Consider the following 19,832-nt stretch of genomic DNA (forward strand, 5'->3'; position numbering starts at 1 on the left):
GAGCAGGACGGCCTGGCTCAGGACGTCGTGCGGCTGGAAAGTGCGCTGCTGCGGGCGGCGCCGGCCACGGCGCGCCGGCGCCACCAGAGCCAGACGCCGCTCAGGCCGAGGCCGCCGAGCGCGAGGCCGAGCAGGGCAGTGACGGCTTCGTGCACCGGCCCGCCGAGCACGCCGGTGTGCAGCGGATAGATCACCGCCACCGCGCCGTTGCCGGCGTCGAGCTCCTGCCATCGGCGCACCGCCAGCACCTCGCCCGTTCGCGGATGCAGCCAGACCGAGCTGATGCCGTTCGGATGCGGATCGTCGGCAAGCCGGAAGCGCACGCGCAACGGACGGTCGGCCTTGGCGGGTACGTGCATGTAGCCGATCGGCTGGCCCGGAAACTCTTGCTGCGCACGGGCCACGAGTTCGTCGAGCGAAAACCGCGACCCGGCTGGCGTCCCCTTGGGCACCACGGGCGGCTTTACGGGCTGCTGCCCGATCGCGGTGGAGATGAAGTTGCCCAGCGGCCGCCAGGCCATGTAGGCGCCGGTCGCTACCGAGACGGCGATCAGCAGCCCGAGCACCGCGCCGCCGGTGCGGTGCAGGTCGAACAGCCCGCGCAGCAGGCCGCGATGGAGCGTGATGCGCAACGAGGGCGGCCAGCGCGTCGGCCACCAGAGCACCAGTCCGGTGATCAGAAGGAACAGATAGGCCAGCGCAGCGCAGGCCAGGATGCCCTTGCCGGCGTCGTCCAGGAGCAGGCTGCTGTGCAGCTCGAAGAGCAGGTTGTACGCACCTTCGTGCGTGCCGCGCCGTCCTTGTTCTGCGCCGGTCGCGGGGTCGAGGTAGAGCGTGCCCTCCCACTTGCCGCGCACCATCACCCAGAGCGTTTCGCCGGGCTTGCGCGGCGGGCGCAGCGTGAGGTTGGTGTCCGGGCCGAACTCGGCCAGGAGGCGCTGGCGCAGCGACTCGAGCGGCAGCGCCGCTGTCGCCGCGTCACCGGCCGTGCGTGCGACGAAGAAGGCGGGATGGGCGTAGCGGTCGAGCGGCAGCGCCACCACCAGCATCGCGCCGAGCAAGGCGGTGAGGGCGAGCAGCGGACCGAGCGAGAGGCCGATCCAGCGGTGAATCCTGAGCCAGAGACGTCTCAGCGGGGCGCGCAGCATGAACAACAGGGACGGCGAGTCCCATCACGATGGTTGTTGGCTGCGCACCGCTGGCGGTGCGTTGGCTGGGAAGGGGGGGTGGGAAAAAGATGCTAACGCATTTCCCATCGTCGGCCAGAATGCCGAGCCGCTCGACGCGGCCATCAATATCAACAATGGAGTTTCGACCGTGACCTTGAGGATCCCTTTTTCCACCCTGGCCATGACGGCCGCGATCGTGGTGCTGGCCGCGGGCTGCTCGACGCAGTCCCGCACCTCTTCTCAAGCCGCCGCTCCGGCGCCGGCAACCCAGGCGGCACCGGCACCGGCCGCGCCTCCGGCACCGCCGGTGCCCGAGGGCATGAGCTACGACGAGCTCACCGGCGTGCTGGGCAACGGCAACGAGAAGCGCGTCAGGCAGGAGCTGGTCGGCAAGACCGTGGCGCTGAACCTTGCCAAGGCCAAGGGCCGCGGGCCAGCCGGGCACTACGAGGTCGATGACACGGATGCGATCTACTTCCGCTGCAGGACCGCCGCCCCCGGCTTCGCAGGCGGCGAGATCAGCACCAAGGTCAGCGGCTATCGCTTCGTGACCAAGGCCAAGCAGAAGATCGTCGACCTCGAACGCTGTGCACCGCCAGAGCCCGTCAGGACTGCCGCGGCACCGGCCGCAGCGCCGGCACCTGCCGCGGCACCCGCACCGCAACCGGCAGCACCCGCCCGTTCGAGCGGCGGCGTCGCCAAGGCCGGCATGGACGCGCAAGGCAACGTGGTCGATTCATCCAAGGTCGAGGCCGGCAGCGGCCGCACCGTGAAAGGCCTGAACGACTACGAGGGCGAGATCACCGGCAACCCCGCGCCCAACAGCAAGTTCAGCAAGTTGCAGATCGGCATGCCGGCGCGCCAGGTGACCGACCTCGCGGGCCCGCCCACCGACCAGGGCGCCTACATCACGGGCAAGGCCTGGATCCCCGTCTACTTCGGCGCCGACCGGCATCGCTTCGAGATGACCTACAAGGGCCAGGGCCGCCTCATCTTCGCCGGCGGCGGCATGGGCGATTTCTCCAGCGGCCACCTGATCTGGATCATCCACAACGCCAACGAAGCAGGCTACCGCTGATCGAAGACCAGGGCCTGGCGCCGGTCCAGCGCTTACGATCCCGCGCACCGGCATTCTGCGAAAGGGCTACATGAGCGAGGGTTTCCTGGCAACGCTCTCGTGGCCCTCGGCACTCGCCTTCGTGCTGGCGCTCCTGGTCGTCCTGCTCGGGCTCGTCATCTGGTCGATCCGCCGGCACCGCGATCCACGCCTCGTAATCGACTGCGATGCGCCGATCACCGAACTGATGCCGTCGCTGTCCGGTCTGACGCAAGGCACGATCTACGAAGGCAACGCGGTCGAGCTGCTGGCGAACGGCGCCTTCTTCGACGCGATGTTCGAAGAGATCCGCGCCGCCACCTGCTCGGTGCACTTCGAGACCTTCCTGTGGAAAGAAGGCGTTCTCGGCACGCGCCTGGTCGATGCGCTCGTCGAACGCCGCCGCGCCGGCGTGCCGGTGCGCGTGCTGGTCGACGCCGATGGCGGAAAGAAGATGGGCGAGGGCGCCTCGCGCCGCCTGCGCGAGGCCGGCTGCCGGCTCGCGATGCACCACCCGCGCCACGTGCGCAACATCGGCGTCTTCAACGACCGCGACCATCGCAAGCTGGTGGTGGTCGACGGCAAGGTGGCGCTGGTCGGCGGCCATTGCATCGTCGACGGCTGGCTCGGCGACGGGCAAGACCGTGAGCACGTGCGCGACCTCGGCGTGCGCCTGCGCGGGCCCATCGTGCATGCGGTGCAGGCCGCCTTCAGCGAGAACTGGGTGGAAGACACCGGCGAGCTGTTCGTCGGCGACGCGGTGTTCCCGCCGCTCGAGCGCGTGGGCGAGGTGGCGGTGCATGTCGCGAGCCTCAAGCCCGAAGGCTCGCCCCCGGCGGTGAAGATCCTGCACCACCTGGTGGTGTGCATCGCGCGCAAGCGCATCCGCATCCAGAACCCCTACTTCCTGCCGGACCGCGAGGCCATCGACGCGCTGTGCGAAGCGGCGAAGCGCGGCGTCGACGTGCGCGTGATGGTGCCTTCGACCGAGGCCTCCGACATGCCCATGGTGCAGCACGCCGCGCACCGCAACTTTCATTTGCTGCTGGCCGGCGGCGTGCGCATCTTCGAATACCAGAAGTGCCTGCTACACCAGAAGGTGATGACCATCGACGGCGCGTGGTGCGCCATCGGTTCGAGCAACTTCGACGACCGCTCCTTCGAGACCAACGACGAGATCACGCTCGGCCTGCGCGACGAGGCGCTGGCCGCGCAGCTCGAAGAGATCTTCGAGCGCGACACGCGCGACTGCATCGAGCTGCAGGCCGACGCGTGGGCGCGCCGCGGACTGTGGCACCGCTGCAAGGACAACGTGCTCTACTCGTTCAACGAGCTGCTGTGAGTCCGGCCCATCGGGCGATGCCGCCGGCTATCGCTCACCCCGCGATTGCATCAATGCGCGATGCAGCTTGTCCAGCCCTCGCACGAGGGCGCGAACTTCGGGGAGCGACAGCGCCGCTGTCCACTGCCCGACCTCCGCGTGGTCGTCCGTGTTCCGGCGCTTCCAGAAGCGATGGTGCTGCTTCGTGAGGTGCAGGCGGCGCACGCGGCCGTCCTGCTCGTCCGTGGTGATCTCGAGGAAGCCTTTGCGCTCGAGCACGTTGGCGATCTGCTTGAGGTTCTGGTGGCTCATTGCCAGCGTTGAGGCCAGTTGCTTGAGCGTCGGCGCCTCGGCCTGACCTTGCAGCACCTGCAGCACCATCGCCTGCTGGGTCGTGAGGCCGCTGTCCGAAAGCTGCCGATCCATGCGCGTGCGCAGCTCCATGCCGTTGGCGAGCAGAAGCCGGAACAGCAGGACGCGCTCGGCCTGCTCGGCATCGCGATCGGCCTCGAGTCCGAGGCTAAGAATTTGACGGCGCAACTCCATAGGGAATATATTACCTATATTCGATCGGCCTGACGACTCCTGAAGTGAGGTGGCACCATGATCGCGCTGTTCCCCCATTGCGGCTTTCTCTCCGAGACCTCGCGCATGTTGGCCATTGCGCGCGCGCTTGTGCAGCGCGGCGAACAGATCGTCGTCGCCACGCATGGCGGCCCCTACACGCGCGTGCTCGACGAGGCAGGCATGCCCTACACGCTGCTGGCACCGGCAATGGACGACCGGCGCTGCGAGGAATATTTGGCCGGCATCGTCACGCTCGGCAAGCCCGGCGCCCGGCTCCAGCCGGCGGACGAAGTGCGCGCCGGCGTGCGCAGCGAGGTCGAGTTCCTGCGTGCGCACGCGGCCAGCATGGTCGTGATCGGGTTCACGCTGACGGCGTACCTTTCGGCGCGGGTGGTCGGCATCCCGCTCGCCGCTTCGCATGGCGGGTCCTATGTTCCACCGGTGTTCGAGCAGGGCCTTGCACCCGCACCATCGCAGTCGCCGGTTCCCCAGCTCGATTGGCTGCCGGCTCCGATGCAGAAGCTGATGGCCAATTTCGGGCCGCCGCGCATGCGTGGGCCGGTCGCATTCCTGAACGAGATCGCGGCGGAACTCGGCGTTGAACCTGTGCCCAGCCTGGCCGCGCTGATGCTCGGCGATCTGACCTTGGTCACCGACGTTCCCGAGGTGCTCGGCATCTCCGACGCCGACATGTCGGCATGGAGGCCGAATGGTCACGGGGCCTACCGGGTAGACACGAGGCTGCGCTACGTCGGCCCGCTCTATGCCCGGCTCGACCTGCCCATTTCCGCGCGCGTGGAAGCCTTCCTCGGCGATGCGCGATCCACGGCCTACGTCTGCCTGTCGTCCAGCACGCCGGCGTACATACGACGTGTCGTGTCCGGCGTCCGTGATGCGGGCCTGCGGGTGCTCGTTGGCGCAACAATCCATGAACTGCGCGACCTGGAGAACTCCGACGTCCTGGTGGAAGGCATCCTGCCAAGCCATCGCATCATGCCGCGCGTCGCGGTGGCGCTGATCATGGGCGGCCAGGGCAGCGTGCAGACGGCAATGGCCGGCGGCACTCCCTTTGTCGGCTTTCCCCTGCAGCCTGAGCAGGAACTCAACGTGGCCCTGGCCGTGCGCCAGGGCATGGCCATCGCGATCGGCCCGCGACGCGCGGACGAAGCGAAGGTTGCGCGGGCGGTGCGCGAGATCGTCACCCAGCCGGCATACGCGGCGGCCGCCGCGCGCACGCGGCAGCACTACATCGATGTCGATGGCGCCGGTCGCGCTGCCGACGCAGTGATCGAGCACCTTCGCGAACGCGGGCGTGGCGACGTGACGATGGCTACAGCCGCATCGTCATGAACACGCTGTACGGGTCTTCGGCATAGCCACCGAAGGGCCCGCTGCGTGCGAACCCGAAACTCTCGTAGAGTCTGTGGGCAGGCTCGAAGGCCTCCTGCGGGCCCGTCTCGAGGCTCAGGCGCCGATAGCCGCGAGACCTTGCGACCTCGATGATGTGGGCGAGGATCGCGCGTCCGGCGCCTTGGCGGCGAAGTGCGCTGGGCGTGCGCATCGACTTGATTTCGCCATGCTCCAGATCCAGTTCTTTGAGGGCGCCGCAACCCAGCAGGAGCGAGCCGTTCCAAGCAGACCAGAAGGTGATCCCGGGCTGGCGAAGCTTGGCCATATCGAGCGCGTGAACGCTCTCGGGCGGCGACACCGCATACATGTTCTGCAGGTGCTCATCGAGCAGTGCATGGATTTCGGGGCGCGAGAGGTCGTCGATTTCGATCTTCATATGTCGCGCGATTCTCAATCAAAAAAAAGCCCGCAACGCGCGAGCGCTGCGGGCTTTTGCGACCGACCTCTTGCTTACTTGCTGACGCCGAGCGAGCCCGACCCTTGAGCCTTGCCGCCGGCCTTGGCGCCGGCGCCACTGGGCTTCAGTGCATCGCCGGCCGAGCCCGCGGCTCCGGCCGCGCCATCGACCGTGCTACCCACGGCATTCGTGGCGCCGCCGACCGCATTGGTCGCGCCACCCACCGCACCCGTGGCGCCCCCGACCACGCCGCCGATGGTTCCGCCGGCGCCGCTCGTCGCGTTGCCGACCGCTTCGGTCGCCGTTCCGGCGCCTGCGCTACCAGCCTTCGTCTGCGCGCCCGCATCGGTGCGCGCGCCGGCCTTGGCGCCTGCACCCGTAGTGCCTTGCTTGGGCGCTGCATTGGCTTTGCCCGATGTGTTGACATCGGCACCCACGCCTACGCCCACGCCGACGGACTGTGCCTGGGCGAATCCGCTCATGGCGAGAAGACCCGCGAGCAATGCGCCGAGCGCGATACGGTGTTGGTTATGCATCTTCATGTGTGACGGTCCCTTTCATTGAATGGTCACTGACAACGAACCGGCTTGCGGCCAGTTCGGGGTGAACCGTAGGCGAGGCGTCGCATGTCGCCATGTGCGGATGTGCCGCTCATGGGTGTGGGAAGTGGCTGTCGGCGAGATGAAGGGCTGATACGTTGGGCCCGCGCGCATCGTAACGAGTTGTGCAAGGCACATGCCTCACCCAGCGGCTGGGCAAGTGTAGAAAATCGCCCGATGCTCGCGCCCCTGCTCTGAACAGCCCACGGACCACCCATGAACTACCTTCGAGCGCTGCTCAGACCCGGCGTCATCCCTCGGCAGTCCTGCTGCTGGTGCAGCTGGCCGGCATCCTCGTCTACCCCTTTGTCGAGTCGACTCGCGCGGGAGCCCACGCACTGGCCGTGTTCGGGCTCTTGGTGCTGTTCGTGTCTCGCGGCTGATCGGGCTGACGCCGCAGCCGCGCAGGTGATCGAATGAACCTCGACCCGTTCATCAGCGTCGATCAAACACCGTTCTCGTCTTCAAGAGAAGAGGTGGTGAAGATGCGAGGCAAGCCCACGAGAACGAGCCGAAACGGCGTCGGACTCCATGAGCTCGACTACGAATCGGTCATCTACCGTTTTCAGGACAGCGGCAGGTTGGAAGAGATCACCATGCAAGCGCCGGTGGTGAACATCGGCAATCTGTCGGTGCCATTCACCGTGCTTGCATCCTTCATTCGCACCGCGGATTCGTCTGCGTTCGAGAGGGCAGGCTTTCTCGTCTCTCCCAGGTTCGGACTTGCCTTCGATCCGGATGAGCCCTTCTGGATCACCGCACTTGCCGCTCACTGCCTCGACGCATGGCGCGCCCTGTGAAGCCGGAAACGGCCTGGCGGGCAAGAGGCTTGCGGTTAGCATAGCCAGGAGACACGCAGTCAGGAAATCAATGCGGATATTGCTCGTCGAGGATGACCGGGTGCTGGCGGATGCGCTTTCGCGCGCGCTGGTGCAGTCCGCCCATGCCGTCGACGTCGTCTCCACCGGCGAGGAGGCCGACCATGCCCTCGCCCTGGGCATCTATGACCTGGCAATCCTGGACATCGGCTTGCCGGGGCTGAGCGGACTGGATGTGCTGAAGCGCCTCCGGGGGCGCAAGTCCACGACGCCCGTGCTGATGCTCACCGCCTTCGACACCCTCGCAGACCGTGTCCGCGGGCTCGATCTGGGCGCCGACGATTACCTGGCCAAGCCGTTCGACCTGCCGGAGCTGGAAGCGCGCGTGCGGGCGCTGCTGCGCCGCAGTACCCGGTCCACACCCTACCTCGAACATGGTCGGCTGCGCTTCGATACCGTGGGCCGCCGCGTGTTCCACGAAAAGCGGCCGTTGGATCTGTCGCCGCGCGAACTCGCCTTGCTGGAACTGCTGCTGATGCGCGCGGGGCGTGTCGTGAGCAAGGAGCACATGGTCAACCATCTCTATGGCTGGGGCGAAGAGGTCGGCGACAACGCGATCGAGGTCAACGTCTACAGGCTGCGCAAGAAGCTGGAGCCGCTCGGTTGCGAGATCCGCACCGTGCGCGGCATGGGCTACCTGATCGACAGCAGCGATGTGGAGGCCTGAGCCTCGGCTGCAGCGCAAGCTGCTGGCTTGGCTGCTCGGGCCGCTCGCCGTACTGCTGGTGCTCGATACCGCCGCCGCCTACTGGAACTCGCTGCGGTTCTCCAACCTCGCCTACGACCGCGCGCTGCACGAGATCGGACGCGAGATCGCGCTGCATGTGAAGCTCGACGGAACACGTCCCCGGCTCGAGCTCTCGGAGGTCGCGGCCAACATCCTGTTGCTGGATCAGGAAGACCAGCTCTTCTACCGCGTTGTCGGCGAGGACGGAGTCAATTTGGGCGGCGATGCGCAATTGCCTCCACCGCGCGTTGAAAAGACCGCCAAGCCGGACTTCTACGGCGATGTGGTGCGCGGGGAGCCGGTGAGAATGATGGTGGCGTGGATGCCCATCGGTCCGGACGCCGGGCCTCCGCTGGTTCTGGTGCAGGTGGCCGAAACGCTCAACAAGCGAGCGCGCTTCACCTGGGAGATGGTCGCCAATGTGGTGCTGCCGCAGCTGCTCCTGATCGTCATGGCGACAGCGGTGGTCTGGTTCGGGGTTTCGCGTGGGCTCGAGCCGCTGCAGCGCCTGCGGCGTGCCGTATCAGACCGCTCGCACCTCGACCTGAGCCCGATCGACACCCACGACGTTCCGGGAGAGGTGCGGCCGCTGGTGGATGACGTCAACGAGTTGATGGCACGCCTTGGGCGCACCTTCGATTTCCAGAACCGCTTCGTGGCGGACGCCGCTCACCAGCTGAAGACACCGGTCAGCGGCCTGAAGGCCCAGATCGAGCTGGCGCTACGGGAGAACGATCCGCAGCGGGTGCGCCATTCGCTCGCGCAGCTCTATATCAGCGCCGACCGGCTGTCGAGGCTGGTGCGCCAGCTGCTTTCGCTGGCCCGCAACGAGCCCGGTGCGCTCGACTCCATGCAATTGCAGCCGCTGGACCTGAATGCTCACGCCCTGGAGGTGAGCATGGAGTGGGTGCCGCAGGCGATCAAGCGAAACATCGACCTCGGCTTCGAAGGTGCCGATCATCCGCTGATGATCGACGCCGACCGGGACCGCTTGCGTGAGCTGGTCAATAACCTGATCGACAACGCGATCCGCTACAGCCAGTCGGGCGGCCGGGTGACCGTGCAGGCCGGCCAGATCGGAAACGACCAATGCCGCCTGGCCATCAGCGACGATGGCCTCCGAATCCCTGTCGAGGAGCGCGCCCGCATCTTCGAACGCTTTCACCGCCTCCTCGGCACGCAGGAGGATGGCAGCGGTCTCGGTCTCGCCATCGTCAGCGAGATCGCCACGCTGCACGGCGCGCGCATCACGCTGGAGGAAGACGCCGACGGCGTGGGCAACACCTTCAGCGTCTTCTTCCCATTGCGCGCTGCCTGATCGGCGCAGCAGCGCTCTGTAAGCTTACTGACAGCTCGCAGACAACCGGCTGTCAGCGCGCCGGCAGAAAGGTGACAGGACAGGTCTCTACGCTCGAAAAGGGCGGAACCGCTGTGGTTCCGAACCATTTACCGAGGAGACACCGTGTCGCTTTTGTCGAGTGCCGAATTCTGGATCGCCCTGTCGCAGATCATCCTGATCAACATCGTCCTGAGCGGGGACAACGCCGTCGTCATAGCGATGGCCTCCCGCTCGCTACCGCCCGCCCAGCAAAAGAAGGCAATCCTGTTCGGCAGCGTCGGCGCCATCGTGTTGCGCGTGGTCCTGACCTTCTTTGCCGTCTATCTGCTGACCCTGCCGTACCTCAAGCTGGTCGGCGCAGCGCTGCTGCTCTGGATCGGCATTGGCTTGCTTCAAGAAGAGGACGAGGGGAAGAGCATGGAAGGCCACGCCGGTCTGGCTGCGGCCATCAAAACCATCGTGGTTGCCGACCTGGTCATGAGCCTGGACAACGTCGTCGGTGTCGCTGCTGCAGCGAAGGGCAATGTTCCACTGCTTGTGTTCGGTCTCGTGATCAGCATTCCCCTGATCATTTTCGGCAGCACCTTGATCCTGAAACTGATGGATCGATTCCCGATCATCATCGTGCTCGGCGCCGCCCTGCTCGGTTGGGTGGCCGGCGAAATGGCGATGACAGATCCGTCCATCGTCGGCTGGGCCGCCAATCAACACGCGCTGCACACGGTGGTCCCGGCGCTCGGTGCCATGTTCGTGGTGGCGATCGGCAAGTGGCTGAGCACCCGCCGCGGACAGCGCCGCGAACAACAACTGCAAGCGACCAAGAAGCAACCCGCCGTCTGAAGGTGCCCGCATGACGCGCATTCTGGTACCTATCGACCCGAATGAACCGGCTCGTACGCGCTCGGCCATCGAGCAGGTCGTGCGCATGAGCCGAACCGAGCGGGTGACCGTTCGCTTGCTGCGGGTGCAGCCCAAGGTCTCGGGTCATGTTGCGATGCTCTTCGGCACACGCGAGCTGCTCGACCTGCAGCTGGACGCAGGCGCCGAGGATCTGCAGTACGCACAGAGCCTGCTCAACCTGGCTGGGGTCCGCTACACAAGCATCGTGCTGGTGGGGCGCAGTGCCGAGACGATTGCCATGGCCGCTCGCGACTACGGCTGCAGCCGTATCGTCTTCGGCAGCGATGAACCCGGTCTGGCAGGAAAGATCTTCGGCTCGATGGCGCAGCAGGTGCGCCAGCACCTGGGTGCGAGCGGCGACCCCCAGGTCATCAGCTCCTGAATGGGAAGAGCTGGTCGAGATGAGCGCCACGTCCGTGGCGACCGTCGCCAGAGCTGAGCCGGTGCCGTTGCGTGTCAGTGCCCTGATGCCGACGGTCACCCGCGTTCAACGACGAACAGCCGGTTCAAGCTCTAACATCCTCTCATGTACGTCGGACATTTCGCCATCGGCATGGCGCTGAAAGCACGCTATCCAAAAGTACCCGCCTTGCCAATCATGCTCGGCGCGGGTTTCCTGGACGTTCTTGATGGCATCTTCATCGTTCTGGGCTGGGATCGCGTGACGCCGAATCCGCTCGCCGGCCCGTACCTCTTCTTCGACCTCACGTTCATAGATTGGGACCACTCATTGCTGGCCGCGTTGTTCTGGTCAGCGATTTGGGGCGCGCTTTTCCTGCGAGACAGGCGGGTCGCGACCTTGGCGTTCGTCGCGGCCCTTTCGCATTTCCTCGCGGACTTGCCCGTGCACAACAACGATATGGCGCTGTACCCACACGCCGAGACCCATTTGGGCTATGCGCTGTGGGGCAAGCTGGGCAGTGCATCCTGGGTTCTAGAGGGTGTGTTTGCTGCAGCTCTGGTCGCGTACGCATGGGTCACAAGCGCTCGTCGCGGGGTGAGCCTGCTCTGGCCCTCGATAGTGCTCGTCGTCCTGTTCCTGAATCTGTCACCCTGGCTTTCGCCTATGAAGCACGTCGCAGGGCTGAACGAACCGTTGGCTCATCTGCTGCACGGCATCTTGGTCACCCTCGGCTTTCTCGTGCCCGGTACCTTGCTGACATGGCTTATCAACAAGGCGGAGAGCAAGGCGACGCGCTGCGGTTGACTTGGCTTGCGTCAACCTGTGGTGGTCGGCGTCTCGCAAACTCGCCTCAGGCGAATACCGCCTGTATTCCCGCAAGACGGACCCGAGGACTGGCAAGCGCGAGGACTGGGCCCAAGGATCCCCCTGGTCAGGGGGTAAGCAGCTCGCTCGCCATTGAATCGACCAGGAGCACCCGGAGTCCCGGGAGAGACGGGCGCGTTTCGGCCACGATCTCGTGAAAGTCCTCATCGGCGATAAATCGCGCCTGGCAGTCGCCGATCATGACCGTGTCGCCGCTCCGGAGGGCGGCGCACGTCCTATCGCTGTTCTGGGCATCGACAGCGCGAACAGTTCCGTGCGTCCATTCGCTCTCCATGGCGCACACTTCGCCTTCGCGGTTCGCCGCAGGAGAAACGCAGTGACTAAAACGGATCTTGCCCGCCGGCGCGGGTTGCTCGTCTGGGAAGCGGCGTGCGAGCAGTTGAACGACGCTCTTCAGTCCGCACCTGCGCGTCCTCCGCTGACGCTGGAACAGATCGACGAAGCCATTCGGCTTGCCCGCAAGGCGCTCGACGAACTGGAGGACGCGTTCTACACCTGAGACCGCCCGCCATCGAGGGAGATCACGCCTTCCTTGCGCCGTCTATCAGCCGCTGAGCACGCGGCGCGCGCTGAGCAGGCTTGCGGGGCCCAAGCAGCTCCGTGATGACCGCCGGTTGCGCGCCGTCCTGTGGCGAGCGATTGGGCAGGGACGGATCGAGGCGGCCCATGCCGACAGAGAACTCTTGAAGCGCTCGCTGAAATTCAGCGACAGCCTCCAAGTACTCGCGACGTGCGGCCTTCGTGCTCATGACTGAAAGGTACTCGCATTCGGCTTGGGTGGCTATGCCGAACGCCAGTGCATCCGTCAATTGCCGAAGCGCTGGACCGCAGCCAGCCTGACTGCCAGAGCGGGCGGGGTGCCTTGCTTCACAAGAGCCTTCATGGCCTCGTAGACCCCGAGCATCACGTCCTCCTTGAACTCGGTGGAATCGGGATCGAGCACGGGGTAGTCGCACTCGACCGAGCGCAAGGCGAGTTCATATTCGTCAATGAACGCAGTCCAAACCACGCCGTTGCGGCGCGCCGTATCGACGTTCGTTGCGCTTGGTAGTGCATCAGCTCTCATGTCATGTCCATCTGGTTGACCAGGCTGGATACTGGAGCCACTGGTGCAAGCAGGGGCTTCGTCTACGTGCGCTCCTCCTGTAGGTTTCCGCCCTTGGCCGTCGTCGGCCAATTGCGCAGGAGCTCGCGGTCTTGCTGGAGGTGGCTAAGCACCAAGCTGATGAAGGGGTGCGGAGGCTCCTGCGTGCGGTCTCGCACCAGCAGCGTTTCCCCTCACCACGCGATGAACATCGCGACGAGCACCGCAACAACCACAAGCGCGGCGACGCCCATGTTGCGCCGCCAGCCGGAAGTGCGCTGCTCACGTTCCTCGAGCCGATGGTGGAGGGTCAGGTCCTCCAGCCGGGAAGGGGCGCTGTCGAGTTCGGCAGCGAAGCGGTTGTGGGTGTTGAATCGTCTTGACATGGCTCTAGAGGTTTAGCGGCTGGAAGCTCGTGTGCCCCACCGATCTACTTTCTCGACTGCGACTTGGAAGCACTGCGAGGCAAACACACCGCCTGGGAGTAGTCCTGAGGAGGATCCGTGTTCCCCGTGGTTGCGGCTTCGGTGAAGTTTGCGAAAACGGTGGCGTCGAAGGTGGTTTGACGCTTGATCGGAACAGGCGCGTGGCGCTCCCTGGAACTCGCGCGAAGGCGCGCCAGATCGGCTCTCATCTCATCCAACGAGCGCATCGTCTTGGCCCGATCGCGTACGCCTGTGGCGATCGCGGGTGCCGGCGGCACCGACGCCCGAGGCTTCGGCGAACCCAAGGACCGTGCGGGAGCCTCCGACCTCATGGGAGCTGACCCGGGCGGTACTCGGTAGGCGGAACGCACACCGAGCGTCTGACCTGACGCAGATTTCGCTGAACGCGCGGCGACTCGTCTGCCGATCTGCGCCAGAAGGCTCAGCAGTCGTCGGAAAGAGGGAGAAGTCTCCATGGCCGTCAAAGCCTTCGCAAGAGATGGGACCTGATTCTGAGCGCGCCAAGATGAATACCAAAGGATTCATTTGTCTTGCTTCGCTCGATGTGTGAGATATCGCACGGATGAGGCGCCGACTCCGACGGCCAGCCCAATCAACCCCAGCCCCCGAGGCGGCGCCGACCAGGATGCTGCCCATCCGCGGATGCCAGCGGCTCGAGCCACAGCGTGGCCGCATCGTCGGGCGCGAGGGCGCGCAGCCTCTCGTCCTTCCACAAATCCGCCGCCAGCTCGTCGAGCTGCTCGGGGTCTACGGTGCGCCACTGTCGTTGCAGCCGATGCGCACAGACGGCAATCCAGATTTCGCGGTCCATGGATGACACTGTACATTCATCCAGTATTCTTGCGAAATGTTAGCGACGGTTTTCTGATGCCGGCGGGAGGGGCTCTTGCTGCGGAGCGAGCTGATCATGGGCGGAGGCGCTGCGTGCCCTCACCCCCGCCCTCTCCCAGGGGGAGGGAGCAGGACAGGCCATCATGCGGATGCGCTCCTCACAGCGCGCGCATCAGCACCACCACTGCGAAGGTGATGAACGCCAACCAGGCGACCGTGAACAACACGGTGCGCGCGAAGAGCCGCCCGAAGCCGCTGATGTGGATCACCGCATGCGCCAGGCGCGCATAGAAGTAGACCGCGGCGCACACCTCGGTCACCCCGCTGGATATGCCAGCGGCGTGCGCGATCAGCACCACGGCCGCGAAGGGCGCCAGGTTCTCGACCGCGTTCTGGTGCGTCCGGTTGGCGCGGGTGACCCAGTCGGGCAGCGGTGTCGTCGGCGGCGTCTTGTAGGCGGCCGGCGTCAGCGGCCCGCGCGACCTCACATACCCGATGACGACGGGAATCCAGAGAACGCCGGTCAGGATGGCGGTCAGCAGCAGATAGAAAAGTTCGGTCCTCATGGTTGCCTCCCCGGCGTGGATACGCAGGTACTCGGAAGACGTTTCGGTCCTGCAAAAGGATGCGGTGCCTGCTCGAAAAAGCCGCCGCACCGCAGGTGTGGTTCATCACCGGCAGTTTGCGTGGCCTCAAGGATGTCAGGTCGAGATAACCATGGGCGTCTGCGGCGAAGCCAACGCTAGCGCGTCCGCGCGGCTCCGCACTTTCTTCTCTCCAGCAGGAAGTAGCCGTTGACCGCACATTCCACGTCTTCCACGACCTGGCCCGCGTCGGGGCAGGACTCTTGCACGAGCAATGCGTGCTTGGCCATGGCATCGACGATGGAGAACGCATTCAAGGCGACGCGCTCGCGATCGAACTCCGCAGGCCAGTCCGATGCCGACGCAAAAGCATCACGAAGCAGATGAACAAACTGCCTGTAGAGCTCGCGATAGGTTTCGGAAGAGGAGATGCGCCGCTCCAGAACAAAGAGGGCTCGCCATTCCGCAGCTTGGCCCAGCAAGGTTCCGACAAGCGCTTGCGCCAGGGCATGAACCGTCTGCTCCAGCGTACGCGGGCTCGAAGCGACGCCGGCCTCTTCCACGCGCGCGGCCAATCCGCGCAGCCGGCTGCGAACGGTGACGGCGGCGATGGAATCCTTGCCCGGAAAGTACTGATAGAGGGTGCCAAGGCCGACGCCCGCGACCGCCGCGATATGGCGCATCGACACCTTCTCGTACCCGCGCTCGAGCAGAAGAAGGACGAAGGCATCCTGAATGGCGCGCGAGGTCATCCACGCCCGCGCCTGCGAAGGCTTGCGGCGAGGCTTAACAGTCAAGATCATGTGCTGTCTGCTGGGGTGACACCGAAGACTTCATCTTCCAAAGCTGAACACTTGCTTTCCGTGGAGCCGCAACGCCGCTCGTCCGGGCGGGCGCCACGAGGGGGAAGCACGTGCCATTGCGACGCGCGCGCATGGGCGGGAAAACCGAACACGCCGAGCGTACATCTCACATAAGCTTTCAGGGCGCCTTCGAACTCGAAACTGGGGATCGCCCGCCATGACACAGCAGACCTCTGCTCCGCCGCCTGCGACGCTGGCCGATCTGATTCACCGGCTCGATCACGCCCGTTCAACCGGCGAGCGCGAGATGGGAACCGAGACGGGCACGGTGCCCGTCGGCCATTACACCGACCGTCACCATTGGCAGCAGGAGCAGGACATTCTTTTCGCGCAGTGGCCGATCGTCGCGGCGCACAGCTCGGAAGTGCCTGCAGGATCGGCGCTGCCATTCGATGTGCTCGGCGTGCCGATGGTGGTGACCCGATCCGGCGACGATCGCGTCCGCGCGTTCTTCAATGTCTGCAGGCACCGCGGAATGGCGCTGGTTCAAGCCGAAGGGCCGGAGCCCGCAAAGGCCAAAAGCTGCAAGACACTGGTTTGTCCGTATCACGGCTGGACCTACGGGCTCGACGGGCACTTGCGTCATCGCTTGCATGCGGAGACTTTCGACGGGATCGACCCGGCCACGCTCCATCTGGTCGAACTGCCCTGCGCCGAAGCCGGCGGGCTGATATTCGTGAAGCGCACGCCTGGCCCGGCGTTCTCGGCCGCCGGCTTTCTGCAAGGGCTCGAAGAGCACCTGCAATGGCTGGGGCTGGCGGACATGAAGGTGTTCCGCAAGATCGATCGGGTGTATGCCGCGAACTGGAAGCTCACCGTCGACGCGTTCCTCGAGGGCTATCACATCCGCGTCCTGCATCGTGACACCATCTATCCGTTCTTCGCCGATGCGTACACGGTCAACCTGGATGCCGGCCCGCATCAGGACTCGCTGGTCGCCCGGCGCAGAGCCTTCGAGGCATTCGAGACGCCGCGCGACCGCGGCGCGCTGTGCAAGCTTGCGACGCCGACGCAGTTTCTGTTCCCGAACACCTTCCTGATCTGGCACCCGGACTATGTCAGCCTCATCGGCATGTTCTCGCCGGCCGCCGGCGAAGTGCGGTGGATGCACACGATGTTGATTCCTCCCGATCGCACCGGCGACGACTGGATTCCGCACTGGGAAAAGACTTTCCGGCTGATCGAGGAGACGGTCTTTCAGAAGGAAGACATCGCGACGGCGGTGGCGATCCAGCGCGGCCTGCACAGCGGCGCCAACGCGGGCTTGCAGGCAGGTCGGCTCGAACACGGGGTGCTGCGCTTTCATCGCGGCATCGACGCGGCGATCGGCGGGACGCTCGTGCCCGCGGGCGAGGGCTAGCGGATCGATCCCAGCAGGGCGCGAGCCTGCTGCAGGTCGGCCGTGTCGAAACCCTCCGTGAACTGTGCGTACACGGGCGCCAGCAGTTCGCATGCTTCCACGCGACGCCCCTGTTGCAGCCAAGCCCGCGCAAGGCTCGTCGCGCATCGCAGCTTCCAGGCCAGGGATTCCTGTTGTCGCGACGCTTTGACGGCCTCGATGAACTGCGCTTCGGCCAAATCCTTCGAAGCGGGCTCGCGATCCAGCAGCTCGCCCTTCACGCGCAACAGCTCGGCCACCGAGCACCGATCGCCGACCCGCCGTGCGCGCCCGATGGCGGCCTCGATCAGTTCGAAGGCTTCGGCTACGCATCCCTGCAGGCCGAGTTCCATGCAGGCGGCGGAAACGTAGCCCGTGTAGTGCAGGACGAAGAGCGCTTCCCCGATCTCGTCGAAGGCCGGGCGGAGTTCGCGCGCATACGCCTCCGTGTCGCCTTGGCTCAGCAGCAGCAAGCCACGCCACATGCGGCCGCGCGCCTTCCAGGTCGATACGCCGTGCCGCCGCGTCGCGTCTATCGCCGATGCCGCGGGCTCCGCCAGCGCCGCGACGCCGCGCGTGAGCAGGGCGATGGCGCACACGCCCTCGGTCAGCACGTAGCACACCGAGGGCGGATGGTCGATGGCGCGCGCACCCTCCGTCGCCTGCTGCACGACCCGCATCGCCTGGTCCGCAAAGCCCTGGAGCCAGAGGGTGTGCGCGAGCGAGTTCTGCGCAATCATCTTCTGCTCGTAGATGAAGCGGATCAGGTGCGATCGATAGACCGGCGCGGCATACCGCCCGACCATGCGTTCGAGCCCGTCGCGGGCATCGGCCAGTCGCCCGAGGCAGAGCAGCGACATGCCGGCCATGCGCTCGCCGATCAGGCGGTCGGCCTGGTGGGGCAAGGGGGCCGACAGTTCCGAGAAGCGCCGGGCCAGCGAAAGCGATGCCTCGTACCTGCCCGTCAGGTAGCTGACGCACCACAAGCCCCAGATCGCGCGCAACTGGTACTCGGCCTCGCCCAGGCGCTCGGCGAATTCGAGCGCGCGCTGGAAGGCCGCGCCCGTTTCCAGGCCGACGCCCTGGTACAGCAGCGACGCGCCCTTGGCGGCGTACAGCCTCATGTGCGAGCGATCGTCGACGATGCGTTCGCGGTTCAGATGCGTGATCGCCTCGTCCACCCGGGCCAGGCATTCCTCTAGCAGCGCGAGGTGCAGCCAGAGCGGCACCGCGCGGGTGGTCAAGGCGACGCCGAGGGCGGGCGAGCCCTCCGGCGAAAAGCTCCAGTTGATGGCTGCGCGCAGGTCTTCGAGATGGCGTCCGTAGACCGCGATCCATTCGACGGTGGGGCGCCTCTCCCATTCGAGCTCGGCGCGCGTCAGCAGCTCGCAGTGGTATTGCGCATGGCGATGCGCGTACTCGCGCAGCACGCCGCTCGCGGCCATCTTCTCGCGCGCATAGACCTGCGTCGTTTCCAGCAGCCTGTATTGCATGGCCGCGGCGCCGTCGACGGACACCAGCGACTTCTCGACCAGCTGCGCGAGGCAGTCGACCACCGCGTCGGTCGGGATCTCCGCAGACGACGCCACCGCCGTCGCCGAGTCGATCGAGAAGGGGCCGGCGAAGACGCTCAGGCGGCCCAGCACTTCGCGCTCCGGAACCGACAATAGTTCGTAGCTCCAGTCGAGCGTGGCGCGCAGCGTCTTCTGCCGCGGCAATGCCGTGCGGGCACCGTTGGTCAGCAGGTTGAAGCGGTCGTCGATGCGCTCGGCCACGCCCTCGATGCCGAACACCCGCACGCGTGCCGCCGCGAGCTCGATGGCCAGCGGGATGCCGTCCAGCTGACGGCAGATGCGGGCCTTGAGCGCGACGACACGCGGGTCCTCGCTGCGGCCGGCGCCCGCCACCGAGCTCGCGCGGGCATCGAAGAGCTGCAGCGCACCGTGCCGCAGCACATCGGCGACGTTTTGGTTCTCTTCGGCGGGCACGTCGAGCGAGGCGACGCGGTAGACGTATTCGCCGTCGGCCTTCAGCGCTTCGCGGCTGGTGGCGATGACGCTCGCGAACGCGCCCGCGTGCAGGAGCTTCTCGACGATCTGAGCGGCTGCCTCGACCAGATGCTCGCAGTTGTCGAGCACCAGCAGCATGCGGCGGGTGCTGATCGCCGAGGCGATGCGGTCCAGCGAAGGGGTGCCCGCACCTTGCGGAAAGCCGAGCGCCTGGGCCACCGCGGCCGGCACGAACTCCGGCGCGCCGAGCGGCCCCAGTTCCGCGAGCGACACGCCATCGGGGAACAGCGGCGCCAGGCGTCTGGCAGCTTCCAGCGCCAAGCGCGTCTTGCCGACGCCGCCGGTGCCCACCAGCGTGATCAATCGATGGGCTGCGGCGAGTTCGACGATCTCCCGCAGCGCCGCTTCCCGGCCGATCAAGGGGGTCACGCTCACCGGCAGATGTCCGTTGCTCGCCACGGCGGTGGCCACCCTGGCGCCGTCGCTGATCTCGCCGACGAACTGGTAGCCGCGGCCGGCGATGGTGCGAATCAGGTTGCGGTCTTCGCCCAGGGCGCGGCGCAAGGCGGAGACCTGGGCCTCGAGGGTGTTCTCCTCGACGATGCGGCCGGGCCAGGCCAGGCGCATCAGCTCGTCCTTGGTCACCACGTAACCGCGCCCTTCGATGAGCGCGATCAGGATGTCGAAGGCGCGGCCGCCCAGCGCCACGGGCTGGCCTTCGCACAGCAGTTCACGGCGCTGCAACAAGACCCGGCAGCTGCCGAATTCGAACGAGGAAGGCGCGGAGGCGGCGGGGTTCATCGCGGATGAGGCACGGACGTGCTGGCCTGGGCTGAGACGCGCGAGTTTAGGGGCAGGGCTTCGCTTTTTTCAGGAGATTTCAGCGCCGGTCCGGGACGGCCAAGCGCTCGGCTCGTACCTTCGAGCCCATCCCTTCCACCCCAAC

General features: G+C 66.1%; 21 protein-coding genes. 11 read left to right on the forward strand and 10 right to left on the reverse strand.

All coding sequences use genetic code 11. The features are described from left to right. Positions 1-17 precede the first annotated feature (17 nt). Positions 18-1,148: a PepSY-associated TM helix domain-containing protein gene (locus ACSQ9A_RS00770; protein WP_436302336.1), complete on the reverse strand. Its 1,131-nt coding sequence runs from the start codon at positions 1,146-1,148 to the stop codon at positions 18-20. Between the two features lie 169 nt (positions 1,149-1,317). Here ACSQ9A_RS00770 and ACSQ9A_RS00775 point away from each other — a divergent pair, with 169 nt between their 5' ends. Together ACSQ9A_RS00775 and ACSQ9A_RS00780 are read left to right on the forward strand one after the other, a co-directional pair. Then, complete coding sequence (locus tag ACSQ9A_RS00775) at positions 1,318-2,247, forward strand: hypothetical protein (RefSeq protein ID WP_436302337.1); 930 nt, start codon at positions 1,318-1,320, stop codon at positions 2,245-2,247. A 70-nt stretch (positions 2,248-2,317) separates the two neighbouring features. Beyond that, complete coding sequence (locus ACSQ9A_RS00780; protein WP_436302338.1) at positions 2,318-3,607, forward strand: phospholipase D-like domain-containing protein; 1,290 nt, start codon at positions 2,318-2,320, stop codon at positions 3,605-3,607. Between the two features lie 27 nt (positions 3,608-3,634). Here the strand turns inward: ACSQ9A_RS00780 and ACSQ9A_RS00785 are convergent, their stop codons facing one another. After that, positions 3,635-4,210, reverse strand: a complete 576-nt coding sequence (locus ACSQ9A_RS00785) for a MarR family winged helix-turn-helix transcriptional regulator (RefSeq protein ID WP_436302339.1) — start codon at positions 4,208-4,210, stop codon at positions 3,635-3,637. Here ACSQ9A_RS00785 and ACSQ9A_RS00790 point away from each other — a divergent pair. After that, a complete protein-coding gene (locus ACSQ9A_RS00790; protein WP_436302340.1) occupies positions 4,190-5,503 on the forward strand; it encodes a nucleotide disphospho-sugar-binding domain-containing protein in 1,314 nt (437 codons plus the stop codon). The two genes, ACSQ9A_RS00785 and ACSQ9A_RS00790, sit on opposite strands and share 21 nt — an antisense overlap. Here the strand turns inward: ACSQ9A_RS00790 and ACSQ9A_RS00795 are convergent. Both ACSQ9A_RS00795 and ACSQ9A_RS00800 read right to left on the reverse strand, forming a co-directional pair. Continuing rightward, positions 5,484-5,939, reverse strand: a complete 456-nt coding sequence (locus tag ACSQ9A_RS00795) for a GNAT family N-acetyltransferase (protein WP_436302341.1) — start codon at positions 5,937-5,939, stop codon at positions 5,484-5,486. The genes ACSQ9A_RS00790 and ACSQ9A_RS00795 overlap by 20 nt on opposite strands. 74 nt (positions 5,940-6,013) lie before the next feature. Next, on the reverse strand, positions 6,014-6,502 hold the full coding sequence (locus ACSQ9A_RS00800; RefSeq protein ID WP_436302342.1) for an adhesin: 489 nt from the start codon (positions 6,500-6,502) through the stop codon (positions 6,014-6,016). Between the two features lie 473 nt (positions 6,503-6,975). On the opposite strand from ACSQ9A_RS00800, the gene ACSQ9A_RS00805 reads away from it, so the two are divergent. The 7 genes from ACSQ9A_RS00805 (at position 6,976) to ACSQ9A_RS00835 (ending at position 12,190) form a co-directional block, all read left to right on the forward strand. Then, positions 6,976-7,359: a hypothetical protein gene (locus ACSQ9A_RS00805; RefSeq protein ID WP_436302343.1), complete on the forward strand. Its 384-nt coding sequence runs from the start codon at positions 6,976-6,978 to the stop codon at positions 7,357-7,359. 70 nt (positions 7,360-7,429) lie between these two features. Then, a complete protein-coding gene (locus tag ACSQ9A_RS00810) occupies positions 7,430-8,104 on the forward strand; it encodes a response regulator transcription factor (RefSeq protein WP_093104530.1) in 675 nt (224 codons plus the stop codon). Beyond that, complete coding sequence (locus ACSQ9A_RS00815) at positions 8,091-9,482, forward strand: sensor histidine kinase (RefSeq protein ID WP_436302344.1); 1,392 nt, start codon at positions 8,091-8,093, stop codon at positions 9,480-9,482. The genes ACSQ9A_RS00810 and ACSQ9A_RS00815 overlap by 14 nt, the downstream gene beginning before the upstream one ends. A gap of 144 nt (positions 9,483-9,626) precedes the next feature. Further along, positions 9,627-10,343 (forward strand): TerC family protein, encoded by a 717-nt coding sequence (locus ACSQ9A_RS00820; protein ID WP_436302345.1) that lies wholly within the window; start codon positions 9,627-9,629, stop codon positions 10,341-10,343. A 10-nt stretch (positions 10,344-10,353) separates the two neighbouring features. Beyond that, positions 10,354-10,785, forward strand: a complete 432-nt coding sequence (locus ACSQ9A_RS00825) for a universal stress protein (RefSeq protein WP_093104525.1) — start codon at positions 10,354-10,356, stop codon at positions 10,783-10,785. Between the two features lie 144 nt (positions 10,786-10,929). Beyond that, on the forward strand, positions 10,930-11,610 hold the full coding sequence (locus tag ACSQ9A_RS00830; RefSeq protein WP_436302346.1) for a hypothetical protein: 681 nt from the start codon (positions 10,930-10,932) through the stop codon (positions 11,608-11,610). Positions 11,611-11,824: 214 nt separating this feature from the next. Then, complete coding sequence (locus ACSQ9A_RS00835; protein WP_436302347.1) at positions 11,825-12,190, forward strand: hypothetical protein; 366 nt, start codon at positions 11,825-11,827, stop codon at positions 12,188-12,190. A 306-nt stretch (positions 12,191-12,496) separates the two neighbouring features. Here ACSQ9A_RS00835 and ACSQ9A_RS00840 read toward each other — a convergent pair whose 3' ends face one another. The 5 genes from ACSQ9A_RS00840 to ACSQ9A_RS00860 all read right to left on the reverse strand — a co-directional run bounded on the left by ACSQ9A_RS00840 (position 12,497) and on the right by ACSQ9A_RS00860 (position 15,439). Then, positions 12,497-12,757 (reverse strand): hypothetical protein, encoded by a 261-nt coding sequence (locus tag ACSQ9A_RS00840; RefSeq protein ID WP_139191654.1) that lies wholly within the window; start codon positions 12,755-12,757, stop codon positions 12,497-12,499. Between the two features lie 212 nt (positions 12,758-12,969). After that, the gene (locus ACSQ9A_RS00845; protein ID WP_436302348.1) at positions 12,970-13,161 is read right to left on the reverse strand and encodes a hypothetical protein; all 192 of its coding nucleotides are present in this window, start codon (positions 13,159-13,161) and stop codon (positions 12,970-12,972) included. A 652-nt stretch (positions 13,162-13,813) separates the two neighbouring features. After that, on the reverse strand, positions 13,814-14,032 hold the full coding sequence (locus ACSQ9A_RS00850) for a hypothetical protein (protein ID WP_436302349.1): 219 nt from the start codon (positions 14,030-14,032) through the stop codon (positions 13,814-13,816). A gap of 178 nt (positions 14,033-14,210) precedes the next feature. Further along, a complete protein-coding gene (locus tag ACSQ9A_RS00855) occupies positions 14,211-14,618 on the reverse strand; it encodes an MAPEG family protein (RefSeq protein WP_436292269.1) in 408 nt (135 codons plus the stop codon). Positions 14,619-14,794: 176 nt separating this feature from the next. After that, the gene (locus tag ACSQ9A_RS00860; RefSeq protein ID WP_436302350.1) at positions 14,795-15,439 is read right to left on the reverse strand and encodes a TetR/AcrR family transcriptional regulator; all 645 of its coding nucleotides are present in this window, start codon (positions 15,437-15,439) and stop codon (positions 14,795-14,797) included. 217 nt (positions 15,440-15,656) lie between these two features. Here ACSQ9A_RS00860 and ACSQ9A_RS00865 point away from each other — a divergent pair, with 217 nt between their 5' ends. Then, on the forward strand, positions 15,657-16,859 hold the full coding sequence (locus ACSQ9A_RS00865) for an aromatic ring-hydroxylating oxygenase subunit alpha (protein WP_436302351.1): 1,203 nt from the start codon (positions 15,657-15,659) through the stop codon (positions 16,857-16,859). Here ACSQ9A_RS00865 and ACSQ9A_RS00870 read toward each other — a convergent pair. Further along, complete coding sequence (locus ACSQ9A_RS00870; RefSeq protein WP_436302352.1) at positions 16,856-19,687, reverse strand: ATP-binding protein; 2,832 nt, start codon at positions 19,685-19,687, stop codon at positions 16,856-16,858. The genes ACSQ9A_RS00865 and ACSQ9A_RS00870 overlap by 4 nt on opposite strands. Between the last annotated feature and the right edge of the window lie 145 nt (positions 19,688-19,832).

The sequence above is a fragment of the Variovorax sp. LjRoot290 genome (assembly GCF_964253985.1).
Lineage (GTDB): Bacteria > Pseudomonadota > Gammaproteobacteria > Burkholderiales > Burkholderiaceae_C > Variovorax.